This is a genomic window from Phycisphaerales bacterium, assembly GCA_040217175.1.
GTDB lineage: Bacteria > Planctomycetota > Phycisphaerae > Phycisphaerales > UBA1924 > JAHCJI01.
Window position 1 is genome coordinate 1555338 of sequence record JAVJNT010000002.1, and the last position, 15407, is coordinate 1570744.

The 15407-nt window shown below is 69.8% G+C and carries 10 protein-coding genes; 8 read left to right on the plus strand and 2 right to left on the minus strand.

Annotated elements, in window-relative coordinates; all coding sequences use genetic code 11:
- The first annotated feature begins 125 nt into the window (after window positions 1–125).
- Window positions 126–1112, plus strand: a complete 987-nt coding sequence (locus tag RIA68_13865) for a hypothetical protein (protein ID MEQ8318528.1) — start codon at window positions 126–128, stop codon at window positions 1110–1112.
- A 3-nt stretch (window positions 1113–1115) separates the two neighbouring features.
- Here the strand turns inward: RIA68_13865 and carA are convergent, their stop codons facing one another.
- Entirely contained in the window at window positions 1116–2315 is a 1200-nt protein-coding gene (gene carA / locus RIA68_13870; GenBank protein MEQ8318529.1) for a glutamine-hydrolyzing carbamoyl-phosphate synthase small subunit, read from the minus strand.
- Between the two features lie 97 nt (window positions 2316–2412).
- Between carA and RIA68_13875 the strand changes: the two genes are divergently transcribed.
- The 7 genes from RIA68_13875 to RIA68_13905 all read left to right on the plus strand — a co-directional run bounded on the left by RIA68_13875 (window position 2413) and on the right by RIA68_13905 (window position 13931).
- Window positions 2413–2919, plus strand: coding sequence for an MgtC/SapB family protein (locus RIA68_13875; protein MEQ8318530.1), 507 nt, complete (start codon window positions 2413–2415; stop codon window positions 2917–2919).
- 95 nt (window positions 2920–3014) lie between these two features.
- Window positions 3015–5777, plus strand: a complete 2763-nt coding sequence (locus tag RIA68_13880; GenBank protein ID MEQ8318531.1) for a M12 family metallo-peptidase — start codon at window positions 3015–3017, stop codon at window positions 5775–5777.
- A 32-nt stretch (window positions 5778–5809) separates the two neighbouring features.
- Entirely contained in the window at window positions 5810–8587 is a 2778-nt protein-coding gene (locus RIA68_13885) for a M12 family metallo-peptidase (GenBank protein MEQ8318532.1), read from the plus strand.
- A 28-nt stretch (window positions 8588–8615) separates the two neighbouring features.
- Entirely contained in the window at window positions 8616–10943 is a 2328-nt protein-coding gene (gene priA, locus RIA68_13890) for a primosomal protein N' (GenBank protein ID MEQ8318533.1), read from the plus strand.
- Between the two features lie 63 nt (window positions 10944–11006).
- Window positions 11007–11891, plus strand: coding sequence for an aminotransferase class IV (locus RIA68_13895; GenBank protein ID MEQ8318534.1), 885 nt, complete (start codon window positions 11007–11009; stop codon window positions 11889–11891).
- Window positions 11891–13222: a UDP-N-acetylmuramoyl-L-alanine--D-glutamate ligase gene (gene murD, locus RIA68_13900; GenBank protein ID MEQ8318535.1), complete on the plus strand. Its 1332-nt coding sequence runs from the start codon at window positions 11891–11893 to the stop codon at window positions 13220–13222. The genes RIA68_13895 and murD overlap by 1 nt, the downstream gene beginning before the upstream one ends.
- Window positions 13188–13931 carry a YdjY domain-containing protein gene (locus tag RIA68_13905; GenBank protein MEQ8318536.1) on the plus strand — a complete coding sequence of 248 codons (744 nt, stop codon included), beginning with the start codon at window positions 13188–13190 and terminating at the stop codon, window positions 13929–13931. Before murD ends, RIA68_13905 begins: the two co-directional genes overlap by 35 nt.
- Here the strand turns inward: RIA68_13905 and RIA68_13910 are convergent.
- Window positions 13928–15343 (minus strand): trypsin-like peptidase domain-containing protein, encoded by a 1416-nt coding sequence (locus RIA68_13910; protein ID MEQ8318537.1) that lies wholly within the window; start codon window positions 15341–15343, stop codon window positions 13928–13930. The genes RIA68_13905 and RIA68_13910 overlap by 4 nt on opposite strands.
- Between the last annotated feature and the right edge of the window lie 64 nt (window positions 15344–15407).

Here is a 15407-nt window from a genome sequence, read left to right on the forward strand (position 1 = left end):
AGATCGAACGGGAAGGAAAACCCGCGCTCGAGCGTTGCGTACTCCAACCGGCCGGAATGCAGCCGAACGCTCGGTCGGGTGGTATAGCCCTCTGGCCCGAAGCAGACACCCAAGGAAGGCACACGATGCGCGCCCTGATCACCACCGTCACCCTGCTCGCCCTGAGCGGCTCGGCCCTTGCCCAGCAGGGCGTCCGCGCCCAGAGCCCCCGCCGGGATGCCGGCCAGCACGCCCTGCGCATGATCGCCGAATCGCAGGCCAACCGCAACATCGGGCAGCCGTCGCCCTTCGTCGGGCCTTCGAACGTGGCCCCGCGGTACGGGCACTCGTACGGCCACTCGATCTTCCAAGGACACGGTGGATTCCACGGCCAAATCCACCGCCGGTCCCACGACATCATCCACGTCGGCCGCTCGCCGTTCATCGTCTACAACGGCGGCTACTACCGCTACCGCGGCTACGACCCGTTCTACGAGCCGACCCGCCGCCAGGTCGTGCAGAGCCCCACGGTGATCATCATCGACCGCACCGGCGTGCAAACGAACGAGGTCGATCCGGCCGAGCCCATCGAGATCACCGACGCCGACCGCGTGAGCCCGCGCGAACTCGGCCGTGCGGCGCTGGTCGCGGGCAATTCCGAGCAAGCGGTTCGCTTCCTGACCGAGCACGTGCTGGTAAACGAGGGCGACCGCCGGGCCGAGAGACTGCTCGGCGTCGCGCTGGTGCTCGACGGCCAGACGGAGCTGGGCATCGCCGTCATCGGGCGCGCGTACCGGGGCGATCCGGAGTTGGCGTTCGAGCCGCTCGGTCGAGACACCATCGACTCGCTCGCCGCTTGGCGCCGCGTCCAGCGAGACGTGCAGCGCTACGCCAGCGTGCAGCGCACCGCGTCAGCCTGGCTCGCGGCCATCGCCGTCACCCAGGCCGAACTGCCCAACCGCACGCACGAAGAACGCCTCGAGCAAGCCCGTCGCGCGGGGCTCGGTGTCGACGTCGTCGACGCGTTCCAGCGATACCTCGAGGGCGGCGAGCCGATCACGAAGCCCGAGCCCGTCCAGCCTGCCGAGGAAGCGGTAGACGCCGAAGAGGCCGAGCCCGAGGGCGGGCCGTAAGCCCTACTTCTGCGAGGCCATCGCCTCGACGAACGCATCGAACAGGTAGTCGCTCTCGTGCGGCCCGGGGCTCGCCTCGGGGTGGTGCTGCACGGCGAACACGGGACGGCCCTTGAGCCGGAAGCCGGCGACGGTCTGGTCGTTCAGGTGCGTGTGCGTCACCTCGCCGCCGACCGCCGCGAGCGACTGGGCATCGACCGCAAAGCCGTGGTTCTGGCTGGTGATCTCCACGTGCCCGGTCGTCGCGTGGAGTACCGGCTGGTTCGCGCCGCGGTGCCCGAACTTGAGCTTGTAGGTCTTGGCGCCGACGGCGAGCGCGAGAAGCTGATTGCCCAGGCAGATGCCAAAGGTCGGCAGCGTCGCCCGCTCCTCGAGCACGTCCCGCAGCGCCGCGATCGTTGCCTCGACCGCCGCGGGGTCGCCCGGCCCGTTGCTGATGAAGAGCCCGTCGGCCTTCTCCTGCTCCAAGATCTCCAGGAGCGCCTCGGCCGGCGTATCGAACGGCACCGCGACCACCTCGCAGCCGCGGCTGAGGAGCTGGTCGTAGATCGCACGCTTCGCGCCGCAGTCGAGCGCGACGACCTTGTAGGTCTTGCCACCCTGCTTCGCGGGCTTCAGCCGCCAGAGCCGGTGCCCCGGCTCGACACGCACCGTCGATCGCGGGCTGACGTCGGCGGCCAGGTTCTGCCCGGCCATCGAGCCCACGCCCCGCGCCATCCTGACGAGTTCTGCGTCGCCGATCGAATCATCGGCCGTCATCGCGGCGCCCATGGCCCCGCCTGCGCGGATGCGGCGCGTCAGCGCCCGCGTGTCGATGCCCGTGATGCCCAGGATGCCGTGACGCTCGAGGAAGTCGCCCAGCGTCATGGTCGAGCGGTAGTTGCTGTGTCGCTTCGCGAGTTCCCGCACGACGAGCCCGGCCGCCTGGATGCGCGGGCTCTCCATGTCGACGTCGTTCGCGCCGGTGTTGCCGATCAGCGGAAAGGTCTGGACCAGGATCTGTCCGCGATAGCTCGGATCGGTCAGCGACTCCTGGTAGCCCGCCATGGCGGTGTTGAAGACGATCTCGCCGGTGGTGACGCGATCACCGGTGTCGCCGAAGCCCGCGCCCGAGAAGACGGATCCGTCGGCGAGCGCCAGGCGTGCCCTGGGCTTCGGTCGCAAGGCGTTCGAGACACCGGACGAGGTCTGCGTGCTTGACATGATCGGGCGGGCACTCCTCGATGGACGGCCAAGACGGCGGGATGAGCGACGGACACGCGATGATAGGGTCGCCGGGCTGCCGCCTATAGACTCCCTCATGCTCGAGACCATCTTCGGACCACCCATGCAGTCGCCCGAAGCCTGGTACCAGGGCCCGGCGCGGCTCGTGCTGGCGATGCTCTTTGGGGCCGTCGCCGGCTTCGAGCGTGAAGCGCGCGGGCACTTCGCGGGCCTTCGCACCCATGCGATGGTCTCGCTGGGCGCCGCCGGCTTCGCGCTCATCTCGACCGAGCTCTTCGAGTACTTGCTGCAGACCGCAGAGTCGACCGCCGGCCACGCCACGCGCATCGTGTCGGCCATCGTCGGCGGCGTCGGCTTCCTCGGAGCCGGGGCGATCATCCAGTCTGGCGGCAAGGTGCACGGCCTGACCACCGCCGCGGGGCTGTGGGCGATCGCCGCCGCCGGAGCGGCGGCGGGCCTGGCTCTCGTGCCGATCGCCATGACGATCGCGCTGCTGTGCCTGCTCGTCTTGCTCGCCCAGGCGGTCGACAAGGCCGTCCAGGGCGTTGCCGACGAGGACGCGGACGATCCCAAAGACGAGTGATTCGCCGTCGCGAGACGAAATCGGCGTCACGTTTCGACGCTCCAGTGGTACATTGGAGATGGCGGGCGACCAACGGCTCGCAGGGGAGGCACGCCATGTGGCATCGAATCGTGGCCGTTCTCGCGGCCACCGGCGTTGGTCTGCTAGGCTCGGCGAACGGCCAGAACCTCTCCGAACCGAGCGAGGGCCTGCACGAAGGTCCGCTCGTGGTCACGCTCGACGCAGACCGGCCCGACCGCCTGCCGCTTCCCGGCGGCTCGGTGGTCCGGCTCGACCTCGAGCCCTTCGCCCTGTGCGGGCCCGACGCTCGCATCGTCATCGCCGATGGAGCAGGCGAGCACGAGGCGGGCTTCGACCCCACCGCGATCTCCTTCTGGCGCGGCGTGGTCGAGGGCTACCCCGGCTCGCACGTGTTCCTGTCGATCGCCGAGGGCTCGACCATCGGCCGCATCGAACTCGGCGCGGGCCGGCCGACGTACGCCATCAGCTCGAGAGGCGGCGACCCCGAGGCCGGTGGCGTCGAGCTTGGGGCGGGCGAGGTGGTCGTGTTCCGAGCTCGTGGCAGCCTCGCCGAGGGACGCGCTCCCCTCGCGTGCGGCGTCGGGATCATGCCGATCGGGCCATCAATGCGAGAAGAGTCAAGAAGCGGCAACGGACCCGGCTCGACGCTTGGCACGCCGTTCGGCCCGGCGATCAACGGCCTTCGGATGGCAAGGCTCGCGGTCGATGCCGACTACGCGATGTTCGAACTGTTCGAAGACGAGCGTGCGGCGTTGACCTACTTGGTCCAGATGTACGGCGCCGCCAGCGACGTATTCATCCGCGACGCCTCCGTCCGCATCGATCTCGTGTTCCTGCGCGTGTGGACCACGCCCGACAACCCCTATTCCGGCGGCGTCGGGCGGCCAGCGATTCCAAGCGGCATCGAACACGACGTGTCGCAACTGATGTCCGGAAGAAAGGATGCTCCGTACGGCGGGCTTGCCTACGGCATCTGCGCGACCGCTTCCTGGGTTGGCTACGGCATCGGCAGGTTTCCCGATCCCACGAAGCCCAGCGTGTTCAACCACGACATCAGCGTTGTCCTCCACGAATTGGGGCACAGCCTGGGCGCGCGACACACCCACGACTACGGCCTCGACGAGTGCGACAGCGTCGCCTCTCAGCCCCGCCGCGGCACGATCATGAGCTACTGCACCACGACGTTCAGCGGCGGCGCCGCGCTGAAGGACATGCACTTCCACACGGGCCTGCGCGAACGAATCCGCCAATGCACCGCGGCCCGGCTCCCTCTTGACTGCAACCAGAACTCCATCGACGACGCCGAAGACATCGCGTCGGGCCGCAGTACGGACGCCAACGCCAACGGCATTCCCGACGAGTGCGAAGACTGCAACGGCAACGGCGTACTCGACAGCATCGACATCGGTTCGGGCCTGAGCATGGACGCCAACGCGAACGGCATCCCCGACGAATGCGAGCCGGACTGCAACGGCAACGGCCTGCCCGATGACCTGGACATCGCCGACGGCACCAGCCAGGACGCCAACGCCGACGCCATTCCCGACGAGTGCCAGGCCGACTGCGACGGCAACGGCGTGTTCGACTGGGTCGACGTCTTCGACGACATGTCCCGCGATCTCGACCGGGATGCCGTGCTTGACGAATGCCAGGACTGCGACGCCGACGGCGTGCCCGACGTCGTCGCGATCGACCACGCCCACAACACGTGGACCGCCGACCTCATGCGGAACGCCATCAGCGAGCACCACTTCCAGACGGGCGTGCTCCGTGGTTCATCGGCAGACGGCCTGCTGAGCGAACCAATGGACGTCTTGATCACGCCCGACCGCCGCGTGCTGGTCGCCAGCGGCGCCGACGCCCGCGTGGTCGAGTTCGATGTCGAAGGATCGTTCGCGCGAGATCTCGTTCCTGCTGGTTCTGGGGGCCTGGTCTATCCCACGGCGCTCATGATCGATGAGGATGGCGATCTGCTCGTCGCGGACCGCGACGGGAATGCCGTGCGTCGTTATGACGCGCAGACCGGCGAGTCACTCGGAGATTTCGTCGCGCCGGGCACGGGCGGGCTCGAGGCGCCGTACGCCCTGACCCGAGGCCCGGACGGCAACCTGTTCGTCGGGACCGATGCCGCGGGCGTCCTCGAATTCGACGCGGTGTCGGGTGCCTTCGCCCGTCAGTTCGTGGAGCCCGGCGCCGGCGGCATCGGCGAGAGCCGCGGCGTGCTCTTTATCCCCGGCATCGAGCCCGGAACGTGGCGGTTCCTCGTGGCCGACATGGAGACCGACGCCATCATGGAGTTCGACGCGACGACGGGCGACTTCGTCGGCCAGTTCAGCGTCGGAACGTGGCGCGGGCGGCTCGCCGATCCGTGGGCCCTGCGCCTTGGCCCCGATGGCTACGTATACGCGAGCATCCATCGCGCCTCCGCGGGTTCGTCGCCGCTGCTGTTCCCGCCCGCCGTCCTCGCGTTCGACGCAACGACGGGCTCGATCTTTATCGCGCTCATCGCTGGCGTCGACGCCGACACGACGACGCCCACCGGATTCGACTTCGTCCCCGGCGACGGCCTCGATTGCAACCTCAATCGAATCCCAGACGCCTGCGACGTCGCCGACGGCACGAGCCAGGACCGCAACCGCAACGGCGTGCCCGACGAGTGCGAAGACCTCTGCATCGCCGACTGCGACGGCGACGGAGCGCTCACAGTCTTCGACTTCCTCTGCTTCGGCGTCGCGTTCGAGGCCGGCGATCCGATCGCCGACTGCACGGGCGACGGCGTGATCGACGTGTTCGATTTCCTGTGCTTCCAGAACGCGTTCGCGAGCGGCTGCCAGTAATCCCGCGCTTCCCAGCTCCGGAGTCATCAGAAATGCCCCAGCAGGCCCGAATCCGTCCGAGTCGAATCCTGGCTGCCTTCGCGACCACCGCGGCGGCGTGCCTGGCCCGGCCGGCATTGCAACCGGCGCTCGAGGTCGACGCGACGATCCAGAGCGGAACACGGGACCACATCCTCTCGCTCGATGCCACGCGATGGCAGGACGCCTGGGAACGGAGCCTAACGACCCGCGTGGCCGGCGTGCCGCTGGCCGACGGCGAGCGCGTCGATCTCGTGCTCGAGCCGTTCCGCATCGTTGCGCCCGGCGCCAAGATCCTGGTCGTCGATCACGCGGGCGAACGCGAGGCGAGCCTGGACGACGGGTCCATCACCTTCTGGCGGGGCCACGTCGAAGGCCTGCACGGCTCGCACGTCTTCCTCAGCATCGCCGAAAGTTCGATCGTCGGCCGCATCGAGCTCGGCGCGGGCCGGCCGACCTACGGCATCAGCTCCAAAGGCGGCGATCCGGCCGCGGGCGGCGTCGCGCTCGGGCAGGGCCAGGCCGTGGTGTATCGGGCAAACCGCACGACGGACCGCCAGACATCGCCCGTGCTGTGCGGTACGCACGCGGGCATCCAGCCCGACGCGCCCAACACCGGCGCGTGGACGCCGTCCGTGCCCGCACCCACGGGCGGCGTCCGCCGCGCCCGGCTCGCGGTCGACAGCGACTACGAGTTCTTCGAGCTCTTCGAGAACGAGCGGGCCGCGCTCGTCTACCTGACCCAGGCCTACGCGATGGTCAGCGACCTCACCGTCCGCGACGTGGGCGTTCGGCTCGACCTGATCTACCTGCGACTCTGGACCACGCCCGACGACCCGTACGGCATCAGCGCCACGTTCCCCGACCTGTCCGACGCACCGCAGTACGACATCGGCCAGCTGATGAGCGGCTCCAAGTTCGCCAGCGCCGGCGGCGCGGCTCGCGTGTGCGCAAGGGCGTCCTGGGTCGCATACGCCACGGGCGAATTCGACGGCCCCATCACCGGCAGCGTACTGAACCAGGACGTCCGCATCGCCGCCCACGAGGTCGGGCACAACCTCGGCGCGCTCCATCCCCACAACTACGGCGTCGACCAGTGCGATGATCCGGCGACGCGTCCACGCCGCGGCACGCTGCTGAGCTACTGCTCTCAGACCTTCAGCGGTGGCACCAAGCTGACCGATCCGCACTTCCACACGCGCATCCGCGAGGTCATCGCGGGCTGCGTGCCCGACCGCCTGCCCTTCGACTGCAACGGAAACGGCATCGACGATCTACTCGACATCGACGCGGGCGCCAGCCTCGACGCGAATGCCAACGGCGTGCCTGACGAGTGTGAGGACTGCAACGCCAACGGCGTGCTCGACAGCATCGACATCGATTCGGGCACGAGCAACGACGCCAACGGCAACGGAATCCCCGACGAATGCGAGCCGGACTGCAACGGCAACGGCCTGCCCGACGACCTGGACATCGCCGCCAACAGCCTCGATCGAAACGGCGACGGCATCCCCGACGAGTGCCAGGCCGATCGCGACGGCGACGGCGTGGCCGACTGGACCAACATCTACGACGACATGGCCCGCGACATCGACCGCGACGGCGTCCTCGACGAGACGCAGGACTGCGACGGCGACGGCATCATGGACATCGACGCCATCGACCATGCCCACAACATCTGGGCCGTGTCCTCGGGCGATGCGAAGATCAAGGAGTACCACTTCGGCAGCGGCGTGCTGCGGGCCGAGAGCCGCCAGAATCGCCTCCAAGACCCCATCGACGTCCTCGTCTCGCTCGACCGCCGCGTACTGGTCACCGACGCCGGCTTCGGCGGCGTGGCCGAGTTCGACCGCGCGGGCACCTGGATGCGTTGGCTGGTCGAGCCCGGCAGCGGCGGGCTCGTCTATCCCACGGCCCTGGCCATCTCGCCCGAGGGCGACCTGCTCGTGGCCGACCGCGACGGCAACAGCGTCCTCCGCTACGACGCCGACACGGGCGCGTTTCTCGGCGTGTTTGTCGAGCCCATGTCCGGCGGCCTGATGGCGCCCTACGGCATCACCATCGGCCCCGACGACAACCTCTTCGTCAACACCGACCACGCCGGCGTCCTCGAGTTCGACGGCCGGACCGGCGCCTTCGTCCGCACCGTCGTCGAGCATGGCGCCGCCGGCCTGCACCACGGCCGAGGCATCCTGTTTATCCCAAGACCCGTCGAGTTGGGCCCGGGATGGCGCTTGCTCGTCGCGAGCGGCGAAGAGCACAACGTCCTCGAGTTCGACCCCGATACGGGCGACTTCGTCGGCGTCTTCAACGAGGGCGACTTCCGAGGCAAGCTCCGCGACCCGTGGGGCCTGCGTCAGGGCCCCGACGGCAGCGTCTTCGTCAGCAGCGCCAACGCGCACCCTCGCCTGCCCCCGCCCGCCTCGGGCTCGCCCGGCCCGACGACCGCGGGCCTGCACCTGACCAGGCCGCACATCTTCCAGTACGACGGGCGCAGCGGCAAGCTCGTCCGCGCGTACGTCCAGGGCATCGATTCGCAGCTCGACCACCCCAAGGGCTTCGACTTCGTGCCCGGCCCGCTCGATCGAAACCTCAACGGCATCCCCGACTCGTGCGAGGCCACCTGCCCGGCCGACTGCGACGGCTCGGGCTCGATCGACCTGCTCGACTTCCTCTGCTTCCAGAACGCCTTCGCCGCGGGCGACGCCAAGGCCGACTGCAACGGCGACGGCTCGCTGGACATCTTCGACTTCCTGTGCTTCCAGCGAGCGTTCGACATCGGCTGCCCCTAGCCATCGACGCCCGCCCATACCCTCGTTCGTGCCCCAAGGCCTCTTCAAGGACGATTCGCCTCCGCCCACCGGCCCGTTCCTCGCCGTCGCGCTCGAGCGATCGATCGACGGCAAGACGCTGACGTACGCGCCGCCCGCCGAGAGCGCCGAGGACGCGACCGCCATGATCGGACGCGCCTGCATGGCGCCCCTCGGGCGTGGCGGCCGGGGCGGTGCGCCCACGCGCGGCGTCATCGTCGGCGTGGGTGGTGCCGAGCTGCTCGACGGCTTCGATCCCCACAAGGTCCGCCGCCTGCTCGCCGTCAGCGAGGCCAAGCTGCCCGAGGGCGTGCTCGAGCTCGGCCGCTGGATCAGCGCCTACTACGCCTGCCCCCTGGGCATGACCCTGGCCGCGATGCTGCCGGCGGCCGTGAAGAAGGCGGTTGGGCGCAAGCAGCGCACGGCCCTGCGTCCCACGGGCACCGACACCGACGCCAAGCTCCCGCCGGCAACCAGGAAGGCCCTCGAAGGCGTGCGCGAACTCGACGCCGACACATGGCCCATCGAAGAACGCGACCTCGTCCACCGCCTCGGCCTCAAGAACGCCGGGCCTATCCGCCGCCTCGTTTCGATGGGCCTGCTCGAGGAAATCACCCTCACCGATGTCGTCGCGCGCACCGACGATGCCACGCCGCTGGCGGTCGACGCCGGCCCCGCCCCCGACCCCACGCCCGAGCAGCGGGCCGTGATCGACGGCATCGACCTCGACGCCTTCGCTACCCACCTGCTCTTCGGCGTCACCGGCTCGGGCAAGACCGAGGTCTACCTCCGGCTGCTCGAGCGCGTGCTGGCGTCGGGCAAGAGCGGCATCGTGCTCGTCCCGGAGATCGCTCTCACGCCCCAGCTCTCGTCCAGGTTCATCGCCCGCTTTGCGCCGACGCTGGGGGAGCGCGGCGTCGCGGTGCTGCACTCGGGCCAGAGCGCCGGCCAGCGCCACCGCGCCTGGGACGCGGTATCACGGGGCATCGCCCGCGTCGTCGTCGGCCCGCGGTCGGCCCTCTTCGCGCCATTGACGAGCGTGGGCCTGATCGTCGTCGACGAAGAGCACGCCAGCGACTACAAGCAGGACCAGGCCCCGCGCTACCACGGCCGCGACGCCGCCATCAAGCGGGCGCAGATCGAAGGCTGCCCGGTGCTGCTCGGCTCGGCAACCCCGAGCCTCGAGAGCTGGCGCAACGCCCAGCTCGGCCGCTCCACCCTCTGGCGCATGCCCACGCGCGCGCCGGGGTCGGCCGGCCTCCCGCGCGTCGAGGTCGTCGACCTGGCCGAGGAACGCAAGAAGAGCCGCGAACGCGGCGAGCGCATGGAGCTGCTCGGGCCAACCTTAGAAAGCGCCCTGCGCGACACGCTCAACGCCGGCGGCCAGGCCGTCATGCTCCTCAACCGCCGAGGCTTCGCGCGCGTGGTCGCCTGCCCCGACGCCATGTGCGGCTGGACGCTCACGTGCGACTCGTGCTCGGCCGCCATGGTCTTCCACCGCAAGGGTGTGCTGAGCAAGAGGGGCCTGGTCCGCTGCCACCACTGCCTGGCCGAGCAGACCCTGCCCAAGAGCTGCCCGGCCTGCGGCAAGAAGACCATCCTTCTCGGCCGCGGCACCCAGAGATTGGAGGACGAACTCGCCGAGCGGATGGGTCTGGACGATTCCGAGATGGCCCGCATGGACGGCGACACCATGAGCCGCGCCGCCGACTACCAGCGCGTGCTCGGCCGCATCGCCGACGGCTCCATCCGCGTCCTCCTGGGCACGCAGATGATCGCCAAGGGCCTCGACTTCCCCAACATCCGCCTCGTCGGCGTGGTCGACGCCGACACGGCCCTGGGCATCGCCGACTGGCGCTGCCAGGAGCGGACGTTCCAACTCGTCAGCCAGGTCGCCGGCCGCGCCGGCCGGGGCGACAAGCCCGGACGCGTCATCGTCCAGACGCTGAGCCCCGACCTGCCCAGCATCCAGGCGGCGGCGAGCCACGACTACGAGCGGTTCGCCACGGACGAGCTCGAGGTCAGGCACCAGGCCCACCTGCCACCCTTCACCAGAGCTGCCTGGATCGTCGCGCGAGACCGCCAGTACGCCAAGGCCGAGGCCCGGGCCTTCGAGATCGCCGGCCTGCTGGCCGAGGCCTTCGAGGACCGGGCCCGGATCGAGGGCCCCGCCCCGGCCCCGCTGGAGCGGGCCCACGACGAGTACCGCGTCGGCCTGGAGGTCTACGCCGCCAGCGCCGCCATCCTGCGGGACGGCCTGCTCAAGATCCGCGCCCAGCACGGCCTGGTCAGCGATGCCAACGTGGCCATCGACGTCGATCCGGTCAGCATCTGGTAGCGCCGGGCAATCCTGTCGGCGAAGTCTGAATCTCTTCCAGTCCGCGCGTCGATACTCTTCCCCGTGATCGTTTACTTCAACGGCCAGTTTCTCCCCGCGGCCGACGCCCATATCAGCGTCTTCGACCGCGGCTTCCTCTTCGGCGACGGCGTCTACGAGGGCGTCCGCGTCTTCGAGAACACCGTGATCTGCCCCGAGCGGCACGTCACTCGCATGGCCGCCGGCCTGGCCGAGGGCCGCGTGCACTGGGACCCGCGCGAACTGCCGGGCATCTGCCTGGAGCTCTGCCGCCGCAACGAGCTGGCCGACGCGTTCATGTACGTCCAGGTCACCCGCGGCACGCCCCCGCCCGGCGAGCCCGTGCGGGCCCGGACCATGACCACCCAGGGCGAGCCCACGGTCTTCGCCTTTTCCACGCCCCAGCCGGCCATGGACCACTACCAGAAGCCGCCGACCACCACGCTGGCCCTCGTCGAGGACCGCCGCTGGAGCCGCGGCCACCTCAAGAGCATCAGCCTGCTGGGCAACGTGCTGGCCGCCTACGACGCCCAGGCCCAGGGCGCCCAGGAAGTGGCCATGCACAAGGACGGCCTGCTCACCGAGGCCTGCGCGAGCAACATCATCGTCTCGGTCGACGGCGGGCTGGCGACGCCCTCACTCGATAGCGCCTCGATCCTCGAGGGCGCCACGCGGGCCCGCTGCCTCGCGCTCGATCCTGGCATCGTCGAGCGGCCCGTGGGCGTCGACGAGCTGTTGCGCGCCGACGAGGTCATGCTCGTGGGCACCACCAGCATCGTCACGAGCGCCCTCGAGATCGACGGCAAGCCCGTCGGCGACGGCACCCCCGGCCCCCGGGCCCAGCGCCTGCTCGACCTGGTGATGGACGATTGCCGGAGCCAGGTCGAAACCGCCCGACGGACCGCCAAAGAAGCCGTCGCGGTCGGCTGATGCCGTCGCTTGAGGGCAAGCGCGTCACCGTCATGGGCCTGGGCCGATTCGGCGGCGGGCTGGGCGTCGCGAAGTGGCTGCACGCCCAGGGCGCCAGCGTGCTGGTCACCGACATGGCCGATGCCGAAGCGCTCGCCGAACAGGTCGCCCAACTGCCCGAAGGCGTGCGCACGTGCCTCGGCGGCCACGACCAGCGCGACTTCACGAGTGCCGACCTCGTCGTCGCCAGCCCGGCCGTCGCCCGGCCCTGGGCGAATCCATACCTGAACGCCGCCACCAGCGCCGGCGTGCCCATCACCACCGAGATCGGCCTGGTGATCGACCGCCTGCCCGAACGCACGCGCGTCATCGGCGTCACCGGCACCGCCGGCAAGAGCACGACGAGCGCCATGATCGCACGGGCTCTGGAAGCGACGGGCCGACGCGTCCACCTCGGCGGCAACATCGGCGGCTCGCTCCTCGAAGCCAACATCCAACCCACAGACTTCATCGTCCTCGAGCTCTCCAGCTTCATGCTCCACTGGCTCGGTCAGCGCGGCTGGTCTCCGGGCACCGCCGTCCTGACCAACCTCTCGCCCAACCACCTCGACTGGCACGAGACCTTCGAGCACTACGAGGCCGCCAAGCGCGCCATCGCCGAGCAGCAGCGGCCGGGTGACCTGCTGCTGTGCGATCGCTGGCCCGAACTGGCGACCGCCACGCGTGTGCGCCCCATCGATGACCTGCCCTCGCTCGCCCTGCCCGGCTCGCACAATCGCACCAACGCCGCCATGGCGCTCGCCGCCGCGACCGCCACCCTCGACCGCCACGGCATCGACTACGACCGCGCGGGCCTCGCCGACGCCATCGCCACGTTCCCGGGCCTGCCGCACCGCCTGCAGCTCGTCGCGAGCCACGCCGGCGTCTCGTTCTACAACGACAGCAAGTGCACGACGCCCGAGGCCACGGCGCTGGCCGTCGACGCGCTCGCCGACCGCACGCCGCGCGAGCGGATCCACCTCGTCGCCGGCGGCGCCGACAAGGGCGTCGATCTCGCGCCCATCGCCGACCTCACGCGCACGCTCGGCTCGCTCCATACCATCGGGGCGACCGGCCCGAGCATCCGCGACCGAGCGGCCGGCGGAAGGGTGACCCACGATGGCACGCTCGAGCGGGCATTCGAGGCGGCGGTGGGGCGGTGCGAGCCGGGCCACGCCGTGCTGCTCAGCCCCGGCTGTGCGTCGTGGGACCAGTTCACCAACTACGAGGCCCGCGGCGCGGCGTTCGTCGATCTGGTGCATCGCTGGATCGCTGCTGATGCTCAGCGCGTGCAGCCCACCCAAGCCGACTGATCCCACGCCGCCCACGCCCGTGTCCGAGCCCGCTCCGGTTCGAACCGAAGTCCCGCCGCCGAAGACCGAGCCGGCCGAGACGATCACGCTCGCCGAGGGGCTGCGGCTCAACCGCGGCGAGCGATGGATCGAGCTCGACGGCTTCGTGCCCATCGATGTGCGCGAGCGGGACCGCACCGGCTACACGCTCGTCCGCTACCTCGAGTGCATCGCCGTCACGCCCACCAGCGGCAAGGACCACGAGGCCCTCATCGTCACCAGCGTCCGCCCCAGCACGATCCACGCCGCCCTCGTCACGCTGGCCCTGGAGCCCGGCGCCCCAGGCAGCGTCTCGTGGGACGGCACGCGCGCCATCATGAACCCTGCCACCGGCGCTCCGGTGCGCGTGACCTACCGCGAGCGCGACGAGCCGCCTCCCGGCGCGCCAATCACCGACTACATCGTCCACGCCGACACGGGCGAATCGTTTGATGCGAAAGCTAACTGGGTATTCGCCGGCTCACTCTTCGAAGGGGACCGCTACGTGGCCGACGCCGAGGGCCTCGTTGTCGGCTTCCACACGTTCGGGAGCGAACTAGTTGCCCTGCGGAGAGCCATGAGCCCCGACTCATTCATCGAAGAACCGCGATGGATCGCTCACCCCGAGCGTACCCCCGAGTTCGGAGATCTCGTGACGATCCGGATCACCGCAGAAGCTTCGCCCGGCTAGGGCCGAACGCGGATAGAGATTTCGCGGGTTGCTTCCTCGCCCGGATCTCGCACGAGCACGGTCATGCGTCGGCCCAGCGAAACGCGCGAGGCGGCCATGGCATCGAGGAACTCGGTGTAGCTATCGATGGTCGTGCCATCGATCTCCACGATCTGCTGGTTTCGCTCGAGTCCAGCCCGCTGAGCGGGCGAGTCGTCCGCGGTCCGCTGCACGTACACGAGCCCCTGGTTGTCCAGGCGGATGTCCAGGCCCAGCACCTCGTCGAGCATCAGCTGCACCGGTCGGCCGATGGCGTTGATCGAGTCGAGCTCGTCGAGTACGACGGTCGCGTCGATGGGGAGGCCATCGCGCCACACCCGTACCGACACTTCCTTGCCCGGCCGCATGGTGTTCACAACGGCGCGCAAGATGTCGGGGGTCGGCACCGGGTGACCGCCGATGCTCTCGATCACGTCGTTGTCCTGGATGCCGGCTCGTTCGGCCGGCCCGCCGCTGGTCACCTGGCCCACGACGACGCCGATCCCGCGGGAGACGCCGGCGTCGACGATCTCTCGCTGCCCGCGGAATCCTCCGCCGAACGCGATGCCGAGCCGGCCCCGAGCCACTTCACCGGTCTCGATGAGCTGATCGGCAATCGACTCGATCGTCGATAGCGGGATCGCAAAGCTGATGCCCGCGCTCTGCCCCTCGCTCGGGTTCGCGAGCGAGTCGCCCGAACGCCCCGTCGCGATGGCCACGTTCATGCCGATCACGCGCCCACGCACGTCGATGAGGGGGCCGCCCGAGTTGCCCGGGTTCACCGCCGCGTCGGTCTGGATGAAGTTCGTGAACGCGCTGCCAGCGGCACCGGTGTTGGGATCGCGGCCGAGACCACTGACGATGCCTTCGCTCATCGAGAACTTGAAGTTGAACGGCGAGCCGAACGCGAACACGCGGTCGCCCTGCTGGGGCATCTCGCCCGTTGCGCGGGGCAATGCCACCAAGCCCGTCGGATCTTCGGCCTTGAGCACCGCAATGTCGGTGAAGACGTCCACACCGACGACGTCGGCATCCATCGTGCGGCCCGTGTAGAGCTGGACGCGGACGACGTCCGAGCCGCCAACGACGTGCGCGTTGGTCAGGATGTGGCCCTCATCGTCGTACACCCAGCCCGAGCCCGCGGCCCCGGACCGGAACCGGGTGGCCGACATCAGGTGCACCACGCCGGGCTCGACCGATCGGGCGATCGCCCGCGTCGCGCGGTTGATGCGCTCGAGGATGTCGTCCTCGCCCAGGACCTGCCGCGCGAGCGTCACCTGCGCCTCGGCCTGCTTGGCCTCGGTCCGCTGCATGATCTCGGGCGCCGCCAGCAGCGCTGCGAGCGCCGTCAGTAGCACCACCGCGGCGGGGCCAAGGGTGATGAATCGTCGCATAGGTTGCCTCCCAACCGTCCGGGAACACGCCATCAGCGGCTGCCGACGCGTGAACCACCAAGAT